At 59.1% G+C, this 20,591-nt stretch carries 18 protein-coding genes; 12 read left to right on the forward strand and 6 right to left on the reverse strand.

Annotated elements, in window-relative coordinates; translation table 11 throughout:
- The first annotated feature begins 45 nt into the window (after positions 1 to 45).
- The 4 genes from ACP7BN_RS26135 (at position 46) to ACP7BN_RS26150 (ending at position 3,766) form a co-directional block, all read left to right on the forward strand.
- Positions 46 to 1,332 carry an MFS transporter gene (locus ACP7BN_RS26135; protein ID WP_426206675.1) on the forward strand — a complete coding sequence of 429 codons (1,287 nt, stop codon included), beginning with the start codon at positions 46 to 48 and terminating at the stop codon, positions 1,330 to 1,332.
- A gap of 66 nt (positions 1,333 to 1,398) precedes the next feature.
- Positions 1,399 to 2,151 (forward strand): 5-oxoprolinase subunit PxpA, encoded by a 753-nt coding sequence (locus ACP7BN_RS26140; protein WP_426206676.1) that lies wholly within the window; start codon positions 1,399 to 1,401, stop codon positions 2,149 to 2,151.
- Positions 2,148 to 2,852 (forward strand): 5-oxoprolinase subunit B family protein, encoded by a 705-nt coding sequence (locus ACP7BN_RS26145; RefSeq protein ID WP_426206677.1) that lies wholly within the window; start codon positions 2,148 to 2,150, stop codon positions 2,850 to 2,852. Before ACP7BN_RS26140 ends, ACP7BN_RS26145 begins: the two co-directional genes overlap by 4 nt.
- On the forward strand, positions 2,849 to 3,766 hold the full coding sequence (locus ACP7BN_RS26150) for a biotin-dependent carboxyltransferase family protein (RefSeq protein ID WP_426206678.1): 918 nt from the start codon (positions 2,849 to 2,851) through the stop codon (positions 3,764 to 3,766). The genes ACP7BN_RS26145 and ACP7BN_RS26150 overlap by 4 nt, the downstream gene beginning before the upstream one ends.
- A 57-nt stretch (positions 3,767 to 3,823) precedes the next feature.
- Here ACP7BN_RS26150 and ACP7BN_RS26155 read toward each other — a convergent pair whose 3' ends face one another.
- Both ACP7BN_RS26155 and ACP7BN_RS26160 read right to left on the reverse strand, forming a co-directional pair.
- A complete protein-coding gene (locus tag ACP7BN_RS26155; RefSeq protein ID WP_426206679.1) occupies positions 3,824 to 5,002 on the reverse strand; it encodes a vWA domain-containing protein in 1,179 nt (392 codons plus the stop codon).
- 12 nt (positions 5,003 to 5,014) lie between these two features.
- Positions 5,015 to 5,860, reverse strand: a complete 846-nt coding sequence (locus ACP7BN_RS26160) for an AAA family ATPase (protein WP_028620815.1) — start codon at positions 5,858 to 5,860, stop codon at positions 5,015 to 5,017.
- A 201-nt stretch (positions 5,861 to 6,061) separates the two neighbouring features.
- Between ACP7BN_RS26160 and ACP7BN_RS26165 the strand changes: the two genes are divergently transcribed.
- Both ACP7BN_RS26165 and ACP7BN_RS26170 read left to right on the forward strand, forming a co-directional pair.
- Positions 6,062 to 6,292, forward strand: a complete 231-nt coding sequence (locus ACP7BN_RS26165) for a DUF4160 domain-containing protein (protein ID WP_426206680.1) — start codon at positions 6,062 to 6,064, stop codon at positions 6,290 to 6,292.
- Complete coding sequence (locus ACP7BN_RS26170; protein ID WP_426206681.1) at positions 6,280 to 6,780, forward strand: helix-turn-helix domain-containing protein; 501 nt, start codon at positions 6,280 to 6,282, stop codon at positions 6,778 to 6,780. Before ACP7BN_RS26165 ends, ACP7BN_RS26170 begins: the two co-directional genes overlap by 13 nt.
- Here the strand turns inward: ACP7BN_RS26170 and ACP7BN_RS26175 are convergent.
- Positions 6,777 to 7,850, reverse strand: a complete 1,074-nt coding sequence (locus ACP7BN_RS26175; protein WP_426206682.1) for a DUF748 domain-containing protein — start codon at positions 7,848 to 7,850, stop codon at positions 6,777 to 6,779. The two genes, ACP7BN_RS26170 and ACP7BN_RS26175, sit on opposite strands and share 4 nt — an antisense overlap.
- 127 nt (positions 7,851 to 7,977) lie before the next feature.
- Here ACP7BN_RS26175 and cysK point away from each other — a divergent pair, with 127 nt between their 5' ends.
- Both cysK and ACP7BN_RS26185 read left to right on the forward strand, forming a co-directional pair.
- Positions 7,978 to 8,952 carry a cysteine synthase A gene (cysK, locus tag ACP7BN_RS26180; RefSeq protein WP_420647844.1) on the forward strand — a complete coding sequence of 325 codons (975 nt, stop codon included), beginning with the start codon at positions 7,978 to 7,980 and terminating at the stop codon, positions 8,950 to 8,952.
- Positions 8,953 to 9,138: 186 nt separating this feature from the next.
- Complete coding sequence (locus ACP7BN_RS26185; protein ID WP_420647845.1) at positions 9,139 to 10,077, forward strand: aspartyl/asparaginyl beta-hydroxylase domain-containing protein; 939 nt, start codon at positions 9,139 to 9,141, stop codon at positions 10,075 to 10,077.
- A gap of 53 nt (positions 10,078 to 10,130) precedes the next feature.
- On the opposite strand, the gene ACP7BN_RS26190 is transcribed toward ACP7BN_RS26185, so the two are convergent.
- Complete coding sequence (locus tag ACP7BN_RS26190) at positions 10,131 to 10,289, reverse strand: hypothetical protein (protein ID WP_426206683.1); 159 nt, start codon at positions 10,287 to 10,289, stop codon at positions 10,131 to 10,133.
- A gap of 36 nt (positions 10,290 to 10,325) precedes the next feature.
- Entirely contained in the window at positions 10,326 to 10,871 is a 546-nt protein-coding gene (locus ACP7BN_RS26195) for a hypothetical protein (protein ID WP_426206684.1), read from the reverse strand.
- A gap of 410 nt (positions 10,872 to 11,281) precedes the next feature.
- Between ACP7BN_RS26195 and ACP7BN_RS26200 the strand changes: the two genes are divergently transcribed.
- A complete protein-coding gene (locus ACP7BN_RS26200; protein WP_426206685.1) occupies positions 11,282 to 12,145 on the forward strand; it encodes a DMT family transporter in 864 nt (287 codons plus the stop codon).
- A gap of 58 nt (positions 12,146 to 12,203) precedes the next feature.
- On the opposite strand, the gene ACP7BN_RS26205 is transcribed toward ACP7BN_RS26200, so the two are convergent.
- A complete protein-coding gene (locus ACP7BN_RS26205; RefSeq protein WP_426206686.1) occupies positions 12,204 to 13,112 on the reverse strand; it encodes a DMT family transporter in 909 nt (302 codons plus the stop codon).
- Positions 13,113 to 13,338: 226 nt separating this feature from the next.
- On the opposite strand from ACP7BN_RS26205, the gene aceK reads away from it, so the two are divergent.
- The 3 genes from aceK (at position 13,339) to ACP7BN_RS26220 (ending at position 20,590) form a co-directional block, all read left to right on the forward strand.
- Positions 13,339 to 15,060 carry a bifunctional isocitrate dehydrogenase kinase/phosphatase gene (aceK, locus tag ACP7BN_RS26210; RefSeq protein WP_426206687.1) on the forward strand — a complete coding sequence of 574 codons (1,722 nt, stop codon included), beginning with the start codon at positions 13,339 to 13,341 and terminating at the stop codon, positions 15,058 to 15,060.
- Between the two features lie 269 nt (positions 15,061 to 15,329).
- On the forward strand, positions 15,330 to 19,241 hold the full coding sequence (gene hrpA, locus ACP7BN_RS26215) for an ATP-dependent RNA helicase HrpA (protein ID WP_426206701.1): 3,912 nt from the start codon (positions 15,330 to 15,332) through the stop codon (positions 19,239 to 19,241).
- Positions 19,242 to 19,468: 227 nt separating this feature from the next.
- Entirely contained in the window at positions 19,469 to 20,590 is a 1,122-nt protein-coding gene (locus tag ACP7BN_RS26220; protein WP_426206688.1) for a beta-ketoacyl-ACP synthase III, read from the forward strand.
- Position 20,591 lies beyond the last annotated feature (1 nt).

Raw genomic sequence — 20,591 nt, forward strand, 5'->3', positions numbered from 1 at the left:
CGTCGGGACTACGAACAAGACCAATAATAATTGCGGAGATTTGCCATGAGTGCTCCCGACACCGTCTCTTTATCCAAGCCCGCGGCGCGTCCCGGCCCGTTCGATTGGTATCGCAATATCAATCAGCAGGAGCGCCGCACCTTCTGGAGCTGCAAGATCGGCTACGGTCTGGACGGCATGGACACCCAGATGTTGAGCTTCGTGGTGCCGACCCTGATCGCCATGTGGGGCATCACCACCGGTGAAGCCGGGCTGATCCACACCAGCACCCTGATTGCCTCGGCCATCGGCGGTTGGGTCGCGGGGATTCTCTCCGACCGCATCGGCCGTGTGCGCACCCTGCAACTGACGGTGCTGTGGTTTGCCTTTTTTACCTTCCTCTGCGGCTTCGCCCAGAACTACGAACAACTGCTGATTGCGCGCACCTTGATGGGTTTCGGTTTTGGCGGTGAATGGACGGCGGGCGCGGTGCTGATCGGTGAAGTGATCCGCGCCAAGGATCGCGGCAAAGCCGTGGGGATGGTGCAATCCGGCTGGGCGCTGGGTTGGGGGCTGACGGCGATTCTTTATGCGCTGCTGTTCTCGCTGCTGCCGCCGGAAGACGCCTGGCGCGCGCTGTTCATCCTCGGCATCGTGCCAGCGATTTTCGTGATCTTCGTTCGGCGGCTGGTGAAAGATCCGGAGATCTACCGCGAAGCCAAGGCGCAGCAAACACCGGAGAACACGGCGAAGTTTTACGAGATTTTCGCGCCGGGCATGCTCTTCACCACGATCCGCGCATCATTGCTGACCACCGGCGCGCTCGGCGGTTACTACGCCATCACCTCGTGGCTGCCGACATTTCTGAAGAACGAACGCGGCCTGAGTGTACTCGGCACGGGCGGTTATCTGGCGATGGTGATCGTCGGCTCCTACGTCGGTTACGTGATCAGCGCGTATCTGACTGATCTGCTGGGGCGCAAAAAGAACTTCATCCTGTTCGCGGTCGGCTCGTTCACCATCGTTCTGCTCTACACCCAATTGCCGGTCAGCAATGGCGTGATGCTGTGGCTGGGTTTCCCGCTGGGCTTCTTCGCCTCGGGGATTTTCAGCGGCATGGGCGCATTTCTCACCGAGCTGTTTCCGACACGGATTCGCGGTTCGGGGCAGGGCTTTTGCTACAACATCGGCCGGGCGCTGGCGGCGTTGTTTCCGCTGTTGATCGGTCTGCTCAGTCAGACCGTGCCGTTGAGTGTGGGTATTGGTGCGTTCGCGGCGGTGTCCTACGGCGTGGTGATTATCGCGGCGTTGAGCCTGCCGGAAACCCGTGGCAAAGAACTCGATTCGCAGTAACTGATAATCTGCGGGGCACTGTTTGTCCCACGGCACAAAAAGAAAAGAACTACAGGAGTGTTCACCGTGAGCCGCCTGCTATTGAACTGCGACATTGGCGAGAGTTTCGGCAGCTGGACCATGGGTCTGGACGCCGAGATCATGCCCTTCATCGATTGCGCCAACATTGCCTGCGGCTTCCACGCCGGCGACCCGGGCATCATGCGCAAAACCGTCAGCCTCGCATTGAGTCACGGCGTGCAGATCGGCGCGCATCCGGCCTATCAGGATCTGGTGGGTTTCGGTCGGCGCTCGATGGCGTATTCCGCGCAAGAATTGCAAGACATCCTGCACTACCAGATCGGCGCCCTCGATGGCATTTGCCGCGCTCAGGGTGGACGGGTCAGTTACGTCAAACCCCATGGTGCGATGTACAACGACATGATGGCCAACCCGGCGCAGTTGCGTGCTGTGCTTCAGGCGGTCGCGGCTTACGACTGCACGTTGCCGCTTATGCTCATGGCGACCCGCGACAACACGGCCGCGCAGCAACTGGGCGATGAATACGGCGTGACGTTGTGGTTCGAAGCCTTCGCCGACCGCGCCTACGACAGCGCCGGCCGACTGGTCTCGCGACAACTGCCGGGGGCGGTGCATCACGATGCGCAAACCATCATCGAGCAAGCACTGACCATCGCCCGTGGCGACCATCTCACCGCCAGCGATGGCAGCGCATTGCACCTGCAAGCCAACACGTTGTGCGTGCATGGCGACAACGCCAGTTCGGTGGCCGCCGTGCAGCGCATTCGCCAGGCTTTGGACGAGCAGAGCGCGTCATGAAAGCAAGGATTGAAGTAGTGGCACTGGATTGCCTGATGCTGCGTCTGTTCGATGAAATCGCCGAAGCCAATATGCCGTGGATGCTTGCCGCCAGTGAGCGTTTGCGCGCTGTATTCGGCGCGCAACTGATCGATCTGGTGCCGTCCTACACCACGCTGATGGTGCATTACGATCTCACCGTGCTAAGTCCGAATCAGGCGCGTGATTTGATTGCCGAAGCCTTGATTGATCTGTCGCCGAACGCAAGAGCCGGCGGCCAGTGCCATGTATTGCCGGTCTGGTATGACTTGAGCGTCGGGCCAGAACTGCGCTTGCTCGCTGAACGCAGTGGGCTGCCGGTGGAGGAGGTGATCCGCCGCCACAGTGGACGGGAATATCAGGTATTCGCACTGGGCTTCGCTCCAGGTTTTGCCTTCATGGGGCTGGTTGAAGAAATCCTCGCGGCCCCACGTTTGAACACCCCGCGCAAAAAAGTCGCTGCCGGCAGCGTGGGTATCGCCGAACGGCAGACCGCTGCGTACCCGGTGGTATCCCCTGGCGGCTGGAATCTGATCGGCCGCACCCCCGCTAAATTGTTTGATCGCAATCGCGACGGCTATAGCCTGATGCAACCCGGCGACACCGTGCGCTTCGAAGCAGTGAGCCATGCCGAGTTCATCAATCTGGGCGGTGACGACACGCCGTTGGAGGTCTTGGCATGAGCCGTCTGACGATTGAAGCGAGCACGCCACTGTGCCTGTTGCAGGACGCCGGACGCTTTGGCGTTCGGCATTTGGGCGTGACCCAGGGTGGCGCGGCCGACTGGTGTTCGATGGCGTGGGCCAACTGGTTGCTGGGGAATGGACTGGATCTGCCGGTGATCGAAATCACCCTCGGCGGGTTTGCCGTGGTGGCTGAAGAGGACTGCGTGCTGGCGCTGGCCGGGGCAGATCTCGGCGCGCAGATTGATGGCGAGCCGTTGGCGCCTTGGCGCAGTTTCAAATTGCGTAAAGGTCAGACGTTGAAGCTCACCCAGCCGCTGCTTGGCGCGCGCGCTTATCTGGCGGCGCCCGGTGGTTTTGTGGCGCCGAAAGTTCTGGGCAGCAGCGCCACGGTGGTGCGCGAAGAACTTGGCGGACTCGATGGCATGGGGTTGCCGTTGGCCAAAAGCGCGACGCTGAGCTATCACGGCGAAACCTTGTTGGTGCGCGAAGTGCCGCTGGCGCAGCGCCCGGATCTGCGGAATGCAGCGCCGCTGGATCTGGTGCTGGGCGCACAGATCGGTCAGTTCAGCGGGCAGAGTCTGTTCGATGTGTTCAACAGCGCGTGGACACTGGACAGTCGCGCGGATCGCATGGGTATTCGCCTGTTGGGCAAGGCGTTGCATTACCAGGGCGCGCCGATGATTTCCGAAGGGATTCCGCTGGGCGCGGTGCAGGTGCCGCCGGATGGACAGCCGATTGTGTTGCTCAATGATCGGCAGACGATTGGCGGGTATCCAAGACTGGGAGCGTTGACTCCGCTGGCGCTGGCACGGCTGGCGCAGTGTCTGCCGGGCGCGCGGGTGCGGCTAAGACCGGTGGTGCAAGATGTCGCGCATCGCGAACACATCGAGTATTTACGGCGTTTTGGTTGAAGATCAAAAGATCGCAGCCTCCCTGTAGGAGCTGCCGAAGGCTGCGATCTTTTGCTTCTATTTGGACAAAAACCGCATGCCTTCTTCCAACCCACGCAACGTCAACGGATACATCTGATCTTCAATCAGATCCCGCACGATGTTGGTCGAAGACGTATACCCCCAAGTGTCCTTCGGATACGGATTGATCCAGATAAGCTTCTTGTACTTCTCCATGAACCGCTGCATCCACACATAACCCGGCTCTTCGTTCCAGTGCTCGACGCTGCCGCCAGCCTGGGTGATTTCATAAGGCGCCATCGCCGCATCGCCAATGAAGATCACTTTGTAGTCGGCGCCGTACTTGTGCAGCAAGTCCTGAGTCGAAGTGCGCTCGGACGTGCGGCGCATATTGTTCTTCCACACCGATTCATAAACGAAGTTGTGGAAGTAGAAGTACTCCAGATGCTTGAACTCGGTCTTGCAGGCCGAGAACAATTCCTCGCAGATTTTCACGTGCGCATCCATCGAGCCGCCGATATCGAACAGCAACAACAGCTTCACGGTGTTGCGTCGTTCCGGGCGCATCTGGATATTCAGCAGCCCGGCATCGCGAGCGGTGTAGTCGATGGTGCCATCGATATCCAGCTCTTCCGCCGCACCCTGACGGGCAAACTTGCGCAAGCGGCGCAAGGCAACTTTGATATTGCGCGTGCCCAGTTCCACGGAATCATCGAGGTTCTTGTACTCGCGCTGATCCCAGACTTTCACCGCTTTGCCTTGGCGTTTGCCGGCGTCGCCAACCCGAATGCCTTCCGGGTTGAAACCGCCGGAACCAAACGGACTGGTGCCGCCAGTGCCGATCCATTTATTGCCGCCGGCGTGGCGTTCCTTCTGTTCTTCCAGACGCTTCTTGAATTCTTCGATGAGCTTGTCGAGGCCGCCGAGCGACTGGATTTGCGCGCGTTCTTCGTCGCTTAGCGAACGTTCGAACTCCTTGCGCAGCCAGTCTTCGGGAATCAGCGCCTGCAAATGGTCGTCGAGTTTTTCCAGGCCATTGAAGTAGGCGCCGAACGCACGGTCGAACTTGTCGAAATGCCGTTCGTCCTTGACCAGAATCGCCCGTGACAAGTAATAAAATTCGTCCATGTCGGCGAAGGTCACGCGCTGTTTCAGCGCGTTGATCAGGTCGAGCAGTTCGCGCACCGACACCGGCACCTTGGCTGCACGCATTTCATTGAACAGGTTGAGCAACATGGCATCAGCCTCTTAGCGGGTGCCGCGACGGCTCATGAACGCCAGGCGCTCAAGCAGTTGCACGTCCTGTTCGTTCTTCACCAAGGCGCCTGCCAGTGGCGGAATGGCTTTGGTCGGATCGCGCTCGCGCAGCACTGCTTCGCCGATGTTGTCGGCCATCAGCAGTTTCAGCCAGTCGACCAGTTCCGAGGTGGACGGCTTCTTCTTCAGGCCCGGCACTTTGCGCACGTCGAAGAATACGTCCAGCGCTTCGCTGACCAGATCCTTCTTGATGTCCGGGTAGTGCACGTCGACGATTTTCTGCAGCGTGGTGCGATCCGGGAACGCGATGTAATGGAAGAAGCAACGGCGCAGGAACGCGTCTGGCAGCTCTTTCTCGTTGTTCGAAGTAATGATGATGATCGGACGCTTCTTCGCCTTGATGGTCTCGTCGATTTCGTAAACGTAGAACTCCATCTTGTCGAGTTCTTGCAGCAGGTCGTTAGGGAACTCGATGTCGGCCTTGTCGATCTCGTCGATCAGCAGAATGACACGCTCTTCAGACTCGAACGCCTCCCACAGCTTGCCCTTCTTCAGGTAGTTGCGAACGTCGTGGACTTTTTCCGTCCCCAGTTGCGAGTCACGCAGACGGCTGACGGCGTCGTACTCGTACAGGCCCTGATGCGCCTTGGTGGTGGACTTGATGTGCCAGGTGATCAACTTGGCGCCGAACGATTCGGCCAGTTGCTCGGCGAGCATGGTCTTGCCGGTGCCCGGCTCGCCCTTGACCAGCAGCGGCCGCTCCAGGGTGATGGCGGCGTTGACCGCCAGCTTCAGGTCATCGGTGGCGACGTAGGCCTGGGTGCCTTCGAACTTCATCTGCTAATCCTCGAACGGTAACGCCGACCTGAACGGGCAGGGCGGGGGCGAAATAATCGGATGACCGACTATAACGCGCAGCCCGGTCGACTGTGAACGCAGACGGCTTATTCAGTCTCTGAATGGGGCGTCACATGTTGACTCAGTCTCGGCTGATGGCCAGTATTCAGGTATCGCCGATTTGGCGATAGTATTCCCGGCATGTCTACTAAATACCGATTCAGAGAAAAATACCGCATTCAGTTGCGTGAGAAAGATCATCCTCCGCCCCATGTGCACCTGACAGGTGGTGGAGTGGATGTGATGCTCAGCCTGGAACCTGTCGGAGTCATGATGGGCCGAGCACCACAACTGATCATCAAGGAAGCGCTGACCTGGGTCCTGGCCCATCAGGCCCAACTGCTGGAGGATTGGAAACAATGCTATCCATGAAACGGCCGCGTTTGTCGGCAGTGCAGGCTTTGCCGAATGGTCGGCTGGCGTTGACCTTTATCGACGGCCAACAATGGACCCTGGACCTGAGCGAGGATTTTCTGGCGTATCCGGGTCTACGGCCATTGCTAAACTCAGATGTATTCGACACAGCGTCACTCGGTGATGACGGCTGGAGCGTCGAATGGTTGGAACCAGACATCCAGATCGGTGCCGATACCTTGTATAGGGATGCGTTGGCGCAAAACGCTCCGGACGAAAACACGCGGATATTCATGGCGTGGCGTGCTCGGACCGGTTTGCCACTGAACCAAGCGGCAGAAGCATTGGGCGTCAGCCCCCGCAGCATCACTCGCTACAGCAATGGCCGAGAAGCTGTGCCCCGCTCACTGGCGTTGGCCTGCCTTGGTTGGGATTCATTGCAGGATAAGTCGACACTGATCGCGGCCGAGGACACCGGCCGCTATGTCGTCAATCGTAAAACCTAGCCCGCATCCGGCTTCGGCCGTTCATACCGCGCATTGAATGCCTGGACGAATCCATTGCGCAAAATCTGCAAAAACGCTTCGAACGCGCTGATATTTTGCTGGTGCACGCTACCGCGGAGTTCGACCTTGGTGGCGAATTGGTTTTTCGCCTGGTTTTTCAACACGGTTTCGGTGCCACCGACCAACGCCTCCCAAACTGAGCGGAAGATGCTCTTGTCCTTGTTTTCGACGTCTTGCTGCCAGTTGAACACTTCGACATCGCGCAACAGCGGCTTGATGTAGCCCTTGACCTGACCTTTTTTCGCAGCAGCTTCGATGACCACGTCGCCGTGCCCTGCACTGAAGTCGAACTTGCCGTAGGCCGAGGCGAAGTCGTTCATTTTTTTCAGTTCGATGTCGCGGGCACGCAGGCGGAATTCGAATTCTTCGAAGTTGCTCAGGGGGTCAAATGTGGCAGTGGTTTCCAGCGGGGCGTGGCCCAGTAACAAGGCTTTACCTTCGAAGCGGGCGTCGCGTTTACCTTCCTTGTCGACTACGTTGGTCAGGTTGTAAATGCTGGCATCAACGTTGGTGGCATTCATGTTTACTGGCGGTTTGGAGTTGAAGTTGCGGAAACTGATGCGGCCGTCCTGAATTTGGACTTCATCCAGGGTGATCGGTAACAGCTTGCTTAACTGCTCACGCCAGTCGGTGCCTTTACCCGTTTGTGAGTTCTGCTTGTTACTGCCGTCGACGAAATTAACTTGCGGACTGATGAACCTCGCCTGGGCGACGACAGCATGGTCGTACCACAGCGAGTGCCAGCTCACTGCGAGGTCTACCACCGGCGCATCCACGAACGGCACCGGTACCTTGCCGTCGACCTTGACGATTTTCAGGCCGTTGATCTTGTAGGCGCCGCGCCACAGTGCCAGATCGACGTCTGTCACCTGACCGCGGTAATCGCCCATGTTCGCCAGTTTGTCATTCAGATAGTCGCGCACCAGATAAGGCAGGGCGATGTGTAACGCGACCAATAACACGATGACGGTGGCAAAAGCCCACAACGGCCAGCTGTAGCGACGTTTCATGGTGAAGATTCCCGAACGATATAATTCGATTGACTGCTGACGCTCGCAGACGTTCGACCGACTGGACTGACACGGGCAACAGGCTTACCTTGGAGCGCTGAATTCAATGCTGCACAAGGACCCAGCCATGAGCCGTATCTTCGCTGACAACGCCCACTCCATCGGCAACACGCCGCTGGTGCAGATCAACCGCATTGCGCCGCGTGGCGTGACCATTCTGGCCAAGATTGAAGGCCGCAACCCCGGTTACTCGGTCAAGTGCCGGATCGGCGCGAACATGATCTGGGATGCCGAAGGCAGCGGCAAACTCAAGCCGGGCATGACCATCGTCGAGCCGACTTCGGGCAACACCGGTATCGGTCTGGCGTTCGTCGCGGCGGCGCGCGGTTATAAACTGATGCTGACTATGCCGGCCTCCATGAGTATCGAACGGCGCAAAGTCCTCAAGGCGTTGGGCGCGGAACTGGTGCTGACCGAACCGGCCAAGGGCATGAAAGGCGCGATCGAAAAAGCCGCCGAAATTGTTGCCAGCGATACCGACAAATACTTCATGCCTTCGCAATTCGATAATCCGGCCAACCCGGCGATTCACGAAAAGACCACCGGCCCGGAAATCTGGAACGACACCGACGGTGCGGTCGATGTGCTGGTGGCGGGCGTTGGCACCGGCGGAACCATCACCGGTGTCTCGCGGTATATCAAGAACACCGCAGGCAAACCGATTATCTCGATCGCCGTGGAGCCAGTGTCTTCTCCTGTGATCACTCAGGCTTTGGCCGGTCAGGAAATCAAGCCGAGCCCGCACAAGATTCAGGGTATTGGCGCTGGTTTCGTGCCAAAAAACCTTGATCTGTCGATGGTCGACCGTGTCGAGCTGGTCACCGATGAAGAGTCCAAGGCCATGGCCCTGCGCCTGATGCAGGAAGAGGGGATTCTGTGCGGGATTTCCTGCGGCGCGGCCATGGCGGTTGCCGTGCGCCTGGCAGAGACTCCGGAAATGCAGGGCAAGACTATCGTGGTGATCCTGCCGGATTCGGGTGAACGCTATCTGTCGAGCATGTTGTTCAGCGATTTGTTCACTGATCAGGAGACCCAGCAATAACAAACGCGTTGATTCAAGTCAGCCAAGGTTCAGGGTCGCTATGTTAACTAATGCTTTGTTGCGCAATTGTTAACACTGAATCTTGGGTTGAACGGGTTTTTCCCAGAGCCGGTAGTGTTTATCATGGCCGGCTGCCATGCCGGGTAAATGGCATTGTGCAGCGTTGTCTATTTCAAGGAGTTGTTGATGACCTTTCCGTTTGCCGCCAAGGCGTTGGTGCTGTTGCTCTTTCTGGGCAGCACTCTCTATGTGCATTTGCGTGGCAAGGCACGCTTGCCGGTGCTGCGTCAGTTCGTCAACCACTCGGCGCTGTTCGCCCCGTACAACGCGTTGATGTACCTGTTCTCGGGCGTGCCGTCCAAGCCTTATCTGGATCGCAGCAAGTTTCCGGAACTGGATGTACTGCGCGACAACTGGGAAGTGATCCGCGACGAAGCCATGCACCTGTTTGACGAGGGTTACATTCGCGCCGCCGAGAAGAACAATGACGCCGGTTTTGGCTCGTTCTTCAAGAAGGGCTGGAAGCGGTTCTACCTCAAGTGGTACGACAAACCGCTGCCATCGGCCGAATCCCTGTGCCCGAAAACCGTGGCACTGGTGAGTGCCATCCCCAACGTCAAGGGCGCGATGTTTGCGTTGTTGCCGGGTGGCAGCCACCTCAACCCGCATCGCGATCCGTTTGCTGGCTCTTTGCGTTATCACTTGGGTTTGTCGACGCCGAACTCTGACGACTGCCGCATCTTCGTGGACGGCCAGGTTTACGCTTGGCGCGACGGCGAAGACGTGATGTTCGATGAGACCTACGTGCACTGGGTCAAGAACGAAACCAACCAGACTCGAGTGATTCTGTTCTGCGACATCGAACGTCCGCTGAGCAACCGCTTCATGACCCGGATCAACCGCTTTATCAGCGCCTGGCTCGGTCGCGCCACTGCGCCGCAGAACCTCGACGATGAACAGGTCGGTGGCATCAACCGCGCCTACGCCTGGAGCAAGAGCTTCAGCGACAGGTTCAGTGGTGTGGTCAAGCAATGGAAACGCCGCAATCCCAAGGCCTACCGCGTGATGCGGCCAGTGCTGGCGGTGGTGGTGTTGACGTTGTTGGGGTATTGGTTGTTTGGTTGAGGTAAATTTATGAAATAAAAAACCGCTCTTTTGAGCGGTTTTTTGCTTGCGAATCAGCGCCGTCCGGCGAGAACACTGGGCTCGTTCTCGATGCCTGTAATCAACAATTGCAACAGGCGCTGCTGACTGGCCGTCAGTTCACCTTTGGGTAGCTTTTTCCCATCCAGCAGCCGGCTCTTGGTAACGCGAGGTGTTTTCTTGATTTTGCTCATATTACCTCCGGCATTGATCATTAATTGAACAGTTTTTCACGGTACTTGATTCTCCAGTGATTTGACAAGTCGGCCTTCATTATCAAAGCCAAAACCAAGTTTTTGATAAACGGAAACTGCACCGCTCAGGGGCTCTTGGATTTCGAGAACCGTGCAGCCGATGAATTGCGCGTACTGTTCAACCACGATCAATGCCAGCATTCCAATACGATTTTTCAACGGATGAGCGCCTCCCGGGCGGCCCTCAAGTCTCACGATTCGTAATCTGCGTCGACTATTGTTCGGGTTAGCGAAGCATAGTCCACAAAGCTGTTGTTCAAACCAGATCGCTATGTCTAAAGCCAATGGCTCGCGCGCTTTCCAGCCAATGACTTCATTCCAAGAGAAGTACGGGTCGTCCCAAAGCTCAAAAGCATCCAGCGCTTGCGTGTTTATGGGGTCGAAGCGGACACGTGATAAATCGATCGTCTGGGCATCGAACAGCTTAAGTTGCCGCTGTAAATGGGCGACGCTTTGCGCCGCCAGCTTCCTTGACTGCGATTTGTACAGTTGATACCGCAGATGTTTCCGTTCCCTTGGCATGTGATCTCATACATTCCATGTCCCCCGTCGTTGGGCGCAGCAGTTGCAAACGAGCCTAAGCGTCGCCCGCCAGCCTGTCGCTACTGGCCCTTTGTCCAAGTCATTGCAATCCATGTCCGGCGCTGGTTATAGTCGGCGCTCGAATTTCACTGTCACCTCCATAAAGATCAGCCCAATGCCTGCATCCCTCATCAACGCGGTAGTCGATTCAGCGGTCAACGCTGGCGTCGTGCCGTGCGGGAATCAGCAGCCTGCGCAGATCAGTCATTACCCCCCACCTGTCAGTAGCCCACCGGGCGTTGGCATTTCGGGCTGATCAGCTTTTTGCTGACCCCCTGTGCCCGCCGGAAAAACCTACTGAATTTCAGCTTCGGCTGAGTTGGCTATGTGCCTGACTACAGGTGGTATTCATGTTTGTCCTTTCGAAAAAATCCGCGCTCGCGGCGGCGTCCACGAGCCTGTTCGTTCTGCTGTGGAGCAGCGGGGCGATCTTCTCCAAGTGGGGGCTGGCCCACGCCTCGCCCTTCGCCTTCCTGCTGATCCGCTTCGTGATTGCCCTGTTTGGGCTGGTGTTGCTGGTGCCGTTGCTCAAGCTGAAGCTACCCAAGGGCGGCAAGCCGATGCTGTATGCGATGGCCACCGGGGTGGTGCTGTTGGGGGCCTATCAGATCTTTTATCTGTTGGCGCTAGACCTGAAAGTCACCCCCGGCGTGATGGCAACCATCATGGGCGTGCAGCCGATTCTGACCGTGGTGATCATGGAGCGGCAGCGCTCGGCGAGCCGGATTTTTGGCCTGGCATTGGGGCTGGCCGGTTTGATCATGGTGGTCTACCAGGGGATCGGTCTGGCCGGAATGTCATTGGCGGGCATGCTGTTCGGTCTGTTGGCGTTGGCGAGCATGACCTTCGGTTCGATCATGCAGAAACGCATCACTGACAATCCCCTCGGCACGCTGCCGGTGCAGTATCTGGCCGGGCTATTACTGTGTGGGATCTTCGTGCCATTCCAGCCGTTCCACTTCGAGCACAGTGCCGGGTTTATCGTGCCGGTGTTGTGGATGGGGCTGGTGGTATCGGTGTTGGCGACGCTGCTGCTGTATCGATTGATCGCCCGGGGCAATCTGGTCAACGTGACCAGCCTGTTCTATCTGGTGCCGGCGGTGACGGCGGTGATGGACTATTTGATTTTCGGTAATCGCCTGGCTGCGCTGAGCGTGCTGGGCATGCTGTTGATCATCGTCGGTCTGGCCTTCGTGTTTCGTAAAACCACTTAATCAACGCCCATGAAAAAGGCCCGGAAGAAAACCTCCGGGCCTTTTTTGCAACTGCAAATCAGCGCGCCGCGACTTCGACCGGCTTCACCGCCCCGGGCTTCAACACCAGCCACAGCGCAATCGCAATCAACACCCCGCCATACACATGCGCCATCGACAGCGGCTCATCGAGAAACAGCGCGCCCCACAACACGCCGAACGGCGGAATCATGAAGGTCACGGTCATCGACTTCACCGGCCCGATCGAGCTGAGCAAGCGGAAGTAAATGATGTAGGCAAACGCGGTGCAGCCCAGACCCAACCCCAGCAGCGACAACCAGACATTCCAGCCACCCCAACTGACCGGCGGCTGGGTGATCACGCTGTAGCCGAACAACGGCAGCAGGAACAACGTTGCACCGAGCATGCTGCCCACCGCCGAGAGACGGCTATCGACACCGCCGGCCTGGTCCAGCCAGCGCCGTGCGAGGAACCCGGCGAAGCCATAGCAGGTGGTCGCGAGCAGGCAGGCGAGGGCGCCCATGAGCAATTGCAGGTCGAATGCGACCGGGCCGGCCCGCGTCAGTACGCCGACACCCATCAGACCGAGGAAGACCCCTCCGAGCTTGGCCGCCGTGAGTTTTTCGCTGAAGAATAATCCGCCAATCAACACGCCCATCAACGGTGTGGTGGCGTTGAAAATCGCCGAGTAGCCGGCCGGCAGCACTTGTGCGGCGACCGAATACAAGGTCGCTGGAACGCCGGAGTTGATCACGCCCAGCAGCATCAAGGTCTTGAGCTTGCCTTTGAAATCCCAGCTGATGCGCATCAGCCCGAGGATCACCAGCAACCCGACCGCCGCAATCGAGACGCGAAAAAATCCGGTAGGAATGGTGCCGACCACCGGGGCGATGATGCGCATGAACAGGAAGCTGGCGCCCCAGATGGCGGCCAGCGACAACATGCGGAAAATATCAACGGGGCTCACGGGCCACTCCTTCCATGATCGGGACGAGAGTGTTGCCGAGCACTCAAACGATGGCAACCGCTAATCGGGCATTTAATTTTCTCCGCCGGGGGGCGCATCGAACAAATTCGCCGTTACGGGCAGTCCGGTCGCGCATCTGGCACAAATCGCGCTTCACCTGCACCCACATCCATGGCTAAGCTCAGGCATTCGAGCGCAGGTTTCAATTCCCGCAGAGGTCTTATCTATGCCGCAGCAATGGCCAGCCACCGACATCGCCCGTCTGATCCTCGATGGCTTCGACGATTACCGTGAGCATTTCCGCCGGATTACCGATGGCGCGCGGGAGCGGTTCGAGAATGCGCGCTGGCAGGAGGCGCAAACCGCATCGGCGGCGCGAATCAATCTCTACGAAGAAAAGGTCGGCGAAACTATCGGCCGACTGCGCGAGCATTTCGCGCCGGACACGCTGAACGACGTCACCTGTTGGCCGCTGGTGAAAAGCGCCTACATCAGCATCATCGACCTGCGCTTCGACGATGAGCTGTCCGAGACTTGGTACAACTCGATTTTCTGCGGCCTGTTCAGTCACGACCTGATCAGCGACGGCTGCATGTTCATCCACACTACCCGCCCGAGCCTGCGCCGCGCGCGTGCCGCGCAAACCCGCACGTACAAGCCGCAAGGCCAGTTGTCGGACATGCTCGCGAGCATCTTTGACGATTACCGTTTCAACGAGGCCTACGCCGATCTGCCGCGCGACTTGCAGCGTCTCGAAGCGCAACTGCGCGAGAACCTGCCGGACTGGGTGTGCAAGGACCCGGAGCTGAGCGTCGAGCTGTTTTCCTCGGTTCTATATCGCAACAAAGGTGCGTACCTGGTCGGGCGTATCTACACCCGCGACGAGCAGTGGCCGCTGGTGATTCCGCTGTTGCACCGCGAGGGGCGCGGGATTCAGATCGACGCGTTGATCACCGACGAAGCCGACGTGTCGATCATCTTCTCGTTCACCCGTTCGTATTTCATGGTCGATGTCCCAGTGCCGGCAGAATTCATCGGCTTCCTGCGGCGCATCCTGCCGGGCAAGCACATTGCCGAACTGTACACCTCGATCGGCTTTTACAAGCACGGCAAGTCGGAGTTTTACCGCGCGCTGATCAACCATCTGGCCAACACCGACGATCAGTTCATCATGGCCCCCGGTGTGCGCGGCATGGTCATGAGCGTGTTCACGCTGCCGGGTTTCAACACCGTGTTCAAGATCATCAAGGATCGCTTCTCGCCCTCGAAAAACGTCGACCGCGCGACGGTGATCGAGAAGTACCGACTGGTGAAAAGCGTCGACCGCGTCGGGCGCATGGCCGATACCCAGGAGTTTGCAGACTTCCGTTTTCCGCTGAGCAAGTTCGATCCGGCATGCCTGGCGGAATTGCTCGAGGTGGCGGCGTCGACGGTGTCGGTGGAAGACGAAACCGTGCTGATCCGCCACTGCTGGACCGAGCGCCGCATGACGCCGCTGAACCTGTATCTGGAGAACGCCAACGACGCGCAAGTGCGTGAAGCGCTCGAAGACTATGGCCTTGCGATCAAACAACTGGCGGCAGCGAACATCTTTCCCGGCGACATGCTGTTGAAGAACTTCGGCGTGACCCGGCATGGGCGGGTGGTGTTTTACGACTATGACGAGATCTGCTTTCTGACCGAAGCCAACTTCCGGCATATCCCGGCGCCGCGCACCCCGGAAGATGAAATGGCTTCGGAGCCGTGGTACTCGATTGGGCCGCTGGATGTGTTTCCTGAAGAGTTTCCGCCGTTTCTGTTTGCCGATTCCGGGCAGCGCAAGTTGTTCGATCAGTTGCATGGCGAGTTGTACAACGCCGATTACTGGAAGAGCTTGCAGGAGGCTATTCGGGCGGGGAAAGTCATCGACGTTTTCCCCTATCGGCGCAAAGGCCTGGATAACGAGTAACGGCTTCCCCCTCACCCCAGCCCTCTCCCCAAGGAGAGGGAGCCGACCGAGGTGTCTGGCGTCAAACATCGACCTGAAAAATCTTGGCGATTATGGATTCGAAGACACTCGTTCAGGTCGGCGGAGTTCGTAAAGTCGACTCGGTCGGTCCCCTCTACCCCTGGGAGAGGGCTAGGGTGAGGGCAGGCAATACCCCTGGCACGCCAAACATCGAACAAATCTGCGACAATCCGCAACCTGCGCCTATAGACGACCGAATTGCCTACCCGATGACCGAAGAATCGCCCTCCATCGACAAACTGCTGAAGAACCTCGATCACGCCATGCTCGCCGACCGTCACCGGCTGCGGCGGCAGTTGCTTGAGCTGCGCAAGAAACCCGACGAGGCCAAGCTCGCCCAGTGGGTGGCGCGCATGCAGGCGTCCTGTGATCAGGTGCTGGCGCGCAAGGCCAGCCTGCCGGTGATCCGTTACGACGACAGCCTGCCGATTGCGGCCAAGCGTGACGAAATCAAAAAGGCTTTGGAACAGCATCAGGTGCTGATCATCGCCGGCGAAACCGGCTCGGGTAAAACCACGCAGCTACCGAAAATCTGTCTGGAAATCGGTCGCGGCCAGCACGGCATGATCGGCCACACCCAGCCACGCCGGATCGCTGCGCGCAGTGTCGCCAGCCGGGTTGCCGAAGAACTCGGCACGCCGCTTGGCGCGTTGGTCGGCTATCAAGTGCGTTTCGAAGATCAGAGCGATTCCAGCACCCTGATCAAACTGATGACCGACGGCATCCTGCTGGCGGAAACCCAGAATGACCGGCATCTCGAACGCTACGACACGATCATCGTCGACGAAGCCCACGAACGCAGTCTGAACATCGACTTCCTGCTCGGTTACCTGAAAACCCTGCTGCCACGGCGCCCGGATCTGAAGGTCATCATCACCTCGGCGACGATTGATCTGGAGCGCTTCTCCAAGCATTTCGACGATGCGCCGATTGTCGAAGTGTCCGGCCGCACCTTCCCGGTGGACACCTGGTATCGCCCGCTGACGCTGGAGCAGGACGAAGAGGGCAACCGCGTCGAAGACGACCTGACCGTGGATCAGGCGATTCTCGCCACCCTCGACGAAATCGCTTCTTACGAGCGCAGCGAACGCCGCAGTCCCGGCGATGTGCTGGTGTTCCTGCCCGGCGAGCGTGAGATTCGCGACGCCGCCGACATGCTGCGCAAGGCCCAGCTCAAACACACGGAAATCCTGCCGCTGTACGCGCGCTTGTCGCCGGCCGAGCAGCAGCGGATTTTCCAGTCGCATCCGGGCCGTCGCGTAGTGTTGGCGACCAACGTTGCCGAGACTTCGCTGACCGTGCCGGGCATCCGTTACGTGATCGACAGCGGCACCGCGCGCATCAGTCGTTACAGCTATCGCGCCAAGGTGCAGCGCTTGCCGATCGAGGCGGTTTCCCAGGCCAGTGCCAACCAGCGTAAAGGGCGCTGCGGCCGGGTTGAGCCGGGCATTTGCATCCGCCTCTACAGTGAAGAAGATTTTATCGGGCGTCCGGAATTTACCGATCCGGAAATCCTGCGGACCAACCTCGCCGCCGTGATCTTGCAGATGCTCCATCTGCGGCTCGGCGAGATCACCGATTTCCCGTTTATCGAGCCGCCGGACGGCAAGGCGATCAGCGACGGTTTCAACCTGTTGCAAGAGCTGTCGGCAGTGGATCGCAACAGTCAACTGACGCCGCTCGGCCGCCAGTTGGCGCGCCTGCCGGTAGACCCGCGCATGGGCCGCATGCTGCTCGAAGCGGCCAAGCTCGGCAGCTTGCAGGAAGTGTTGATCGTTGCCAGCGCGATGTCGATTCAGGACCCGCGCGAGCGCCCGCCGGAGCGTCAGCAAGCCGCCGATCAGGCTCACGCGCAATGGAAGGACATCGACTCGGACTTCGCCGGGCTGGTCAATCTGTGGCGCGGTTTTGAAGAGCAGCGTCAGGCGCTGACCGCCAGCCCGCTGCGCAACTGGTGCCGGAAGAATTTCCTCAACTATTTGCGCCTGCGCGAGTGGCGCGACTCGCATCGTCAGTTGAGCCTGATCTGCCGCGACCTGCAATTAACGGTCAATAAAGAGCCGGCGGATTACCCGAAACTGCACAAAGCGGTGCTGGTCGGTTTGCTCAGCCAGATCGGTCAGAAAACCGAGGACGGCGATTATCTTGGCGCGCGTCAGCGGCGGTTCTGGATTCACCCGTCCTCGGGCATCGGCAAGAAGCGCCCGCAGTGGGTGATGGCGGCTGAACTGGTGGAAACCACCAAGCTCTATGCGCGCATGGTGGCGAAGATCGACGCCGACTGGATCGAGCCACTGGCCGGGCATCTGATCAAGAAAAACCACTTCGAACCGCACTGGGAGAAGAAGCGCGGCCAGGTCGTGGCCTTCGAACAAATCACCCTGTTCGGGCTGATTGTGGTCGGTCGTCGGCCGGTGCATTACGGGCCGGTCGATCCAGTGGTGTCGCGTGAGATGTTTATCCGTGAAGGTCTGGTGCGCGGTGAGATTCAATCTCGCGCCAAATGCCTGAGCGCCAACCAACAGTTGCTCGAACAGCTCGACGAATTGGAAGCCAAGGCCCGGCGGCGCGACATTCTGGCTGACGAAGAAACCCTGTTCGCCTTCTACGACGCGCGCTTGCCGGCGGAGATTCACCAAACTGCAACCTTCGACAGTTGGTATCGGGTTCACAGTCAGAAAGATCCGCAGCTGCTGATCATGCGCGAAGAAGACGTGCTGGCCCGCGAGGCCAGCGAAGTCACCGCCCAGCATTACCCGGACACGCTGCACATCGGTGATCTGGAACTGGCCCTGAGTTATCACTTCGAACCCAATCATCCGCGCGATGGCGTGACCCTGCGCGTGCCGGCGCCGCTGTTGCCGATGCTGCCGCCGGAACGTCTGGAATGGCTGGTGCCGGGGATGATCGAGGCCAAGTGCATCGCTCTCGTGCGCAACCTGCCGAAAGCGTTGCGCAAGAATTTCGTGCCGGTGCCGGACTTCATCAAAGCTGCCTTGCAACGCATGAGCTTCGCCGAAGGTTCATTGCCGCAAGCGCTGGGCCGCGAATTGCTGCGCATGACCGGCGCGCGGGTCAGCGATGAAGCCTGGGCCGAGGCCGAGCAGCAGGTAGAAGGGCATCTGCGGATGAACCTGGAAATCGTCGACGGCCAGGGCAAGTTCCTTGGCGAAGGGCGCGATCTGGCCGAGCTGACGGCACGCTTCGCCGAAGCCAGCCAGGCTGCGTTGGCCGTGCCGCAGAGTGCGAAAAGTCAGCTGCCGGTGGAGGCCAAGGTCTTCGCCCCGGTGGCGGAAAAGACTCAGCAGAAGATCGCCGGGCTGTCGATGACGGTGTATCCGGCGCTGGTGGAAGAGGGCGGCACGGTCAAGGAAGGGCGCTTCTCGACGCCGGCCGAAGCCGAGTTCCAGCATCGCCGCGCCTTGCAGCGCCTGCTGATGCAGCAACTGGCCGAGCCGGCCAAGTTCCTGCGCGGCAAGTTACCGGGCATGACCGAACTAGGCCTGATGTATCGCGAGCTCGGGCGGGTCGATGCGCTGGTCGAAGACATTCTGCTGGCGAGTGTCGACAACTGCATTCTCGACGGCGAAGACCCGTTGCCGCGTGACGGCGCCGGTCTGGCGGCACTTGCCGAACGCAAGCGTGGCGGTTGGACCGAGCACGCCGAGCGTGTGGCGCGACTGACCCTTGAAATCCTGAAGATCTGGCACGGTTTGCAAAAACGCTTCAAGGGCAAGATCGACCTCGCCCAGGCTGTGGCGCTGAACGACATCAAGCAACAGCTGAGCAATCTGGTGTATCCGGGATTCGTCCGGGAAACGCCGATGCAATGGCTCAAGGAACTGCCGCGCTATCTGAAAGCGGTCGAGCAGCGTTTCGAAAAGCTTGGCTCGCAGGTGCAGAAGGATCGGGTCTGGAGCGGTGAACTCGCCGGCCTGTGGGCGCAATACCAGACCCGCGCGGCGAAACATGCGCAGGAAGGCAAACGCGATCCGCAGCTTGAGCTTTATCGCTGGTGGCTGGAGGAATACCGGGTTTCGCTGTTTGCCCAGCAGTTGGGGACGAAAGTACCGATCTCCGACAAGCGCCTGAACAAACAGTGGACTCAGGTGGAACCTTAGTCCCTCTCCACCGGGTTCTGCGTTGCTGTTGAGAAAGGGGCCAAAACCTTGGGTTTATGGCAAACTTCGCCCCCATAAACACCGGTTTCGCGACCCAGAGCCTTTTGCCCGGTCGCGTAGTGGAATAAAGCGATACCAGGTTTGCGTCCCCCGGATGGGAATAGACCCTTTATGTGTTGGTACGTCGGTGCCAGCGCTTTCTGCCTGAACAGATCAGAGAAACGACCATGCATAATGTCGTCATCAGCGGCACCGGCCTGTACACCCCGGCCAACAGCATCTCCAATGAAGAGCTGGTGCAGTCTTTCAATACCTACGTCGCGCAGTTCAACGCCGACAACGCCGATGCTATCGCCAGCGGCGAAGTTCAGGCCCTGACCGAATCCAGTGCCCCGTTCATCGAAAAGGCTTCCGGGATCAAGAGCCGCTTTGTCATGGACAAGGAAGGCATTCTCGACCCGGCGCGCATGGCCCCACGTTTGCCAGAGCGTTCCAACGACGAATGGTCGGTGCTCTGCCAGATGGCCATCGGCGCTGCCGAGCAAGCCTTGCAGCGCGCGGGCAAGACTGCCGCTGACATCGACGGCGTGATCGTCGCCTGTTCCAACCTGCAACGCGCCTACCCGGCGATCGCCATCGAGGTCCAGGAAGCACTGGGCATTCAGGGCTACGGTTTTGACATGAACGTCGCCTGCTCCTCGGCGACCTTCGGCATCCAGCAGGCGGCTAACAGCATTCAACTCGGCCAGGCCCGGGCGATCCTGATGGTCAACCCGGAAGTCTGCACCGGTCACCTGAACTTCCGTGACCGCGACAGCCACTTCATCTTCGGTGATGCTGCGACGGCGGTGATCATTGAGCGCGCCGATCTGGCCACCTCCAAGCACCAGTTCGACGTGGTCAGCACCAAACTGCTGACCAAGTTCTCCAACAACATCCGCAATAACTTCGGCTTCCTCAACCGCGCCGCGGAAGAGGGCGTCGGCGCACGCGACAAGTTGTTCGTGCAGGAAGGCCGCAAGGTGTTCAAGGATGTCTGCCCGATGGTTGCCGAGTTGATCGCTGAGCATCTGCAAGAGAACCAGCTCAACGTCGGCGATGTGAAACGCTTCTGGCTGCATCAGGCCAACCTGAGCATGAACCACCTGATCGTGCGCAAGTTGCTCGGTCGCGAAGCCACCGAAGAAGAAGCGCCGGTGATCCTCGACACCTACGCCAACACCAGCTCTGCCGGTTCGGTGATTGCGTTCCACAAATATCAGGACGATCTGGCCTCCGGCTCGCTGGCGGTGCTGAGTTCGTTTGGTGCGGGTTACTCGATTGGTAGCGTGATTCTGCGCAAGCGCTGAT

Source organism: Pseudomonas sp. TWP3-1 (assembly GCF_049896625.1).
Classification (GTDB): domain Bacteria; phylum Pseudomonadota; class Gammaproteobacteria; order Pseudomonadales; family Pseudomonadaceae; genus Aquipseudomonas.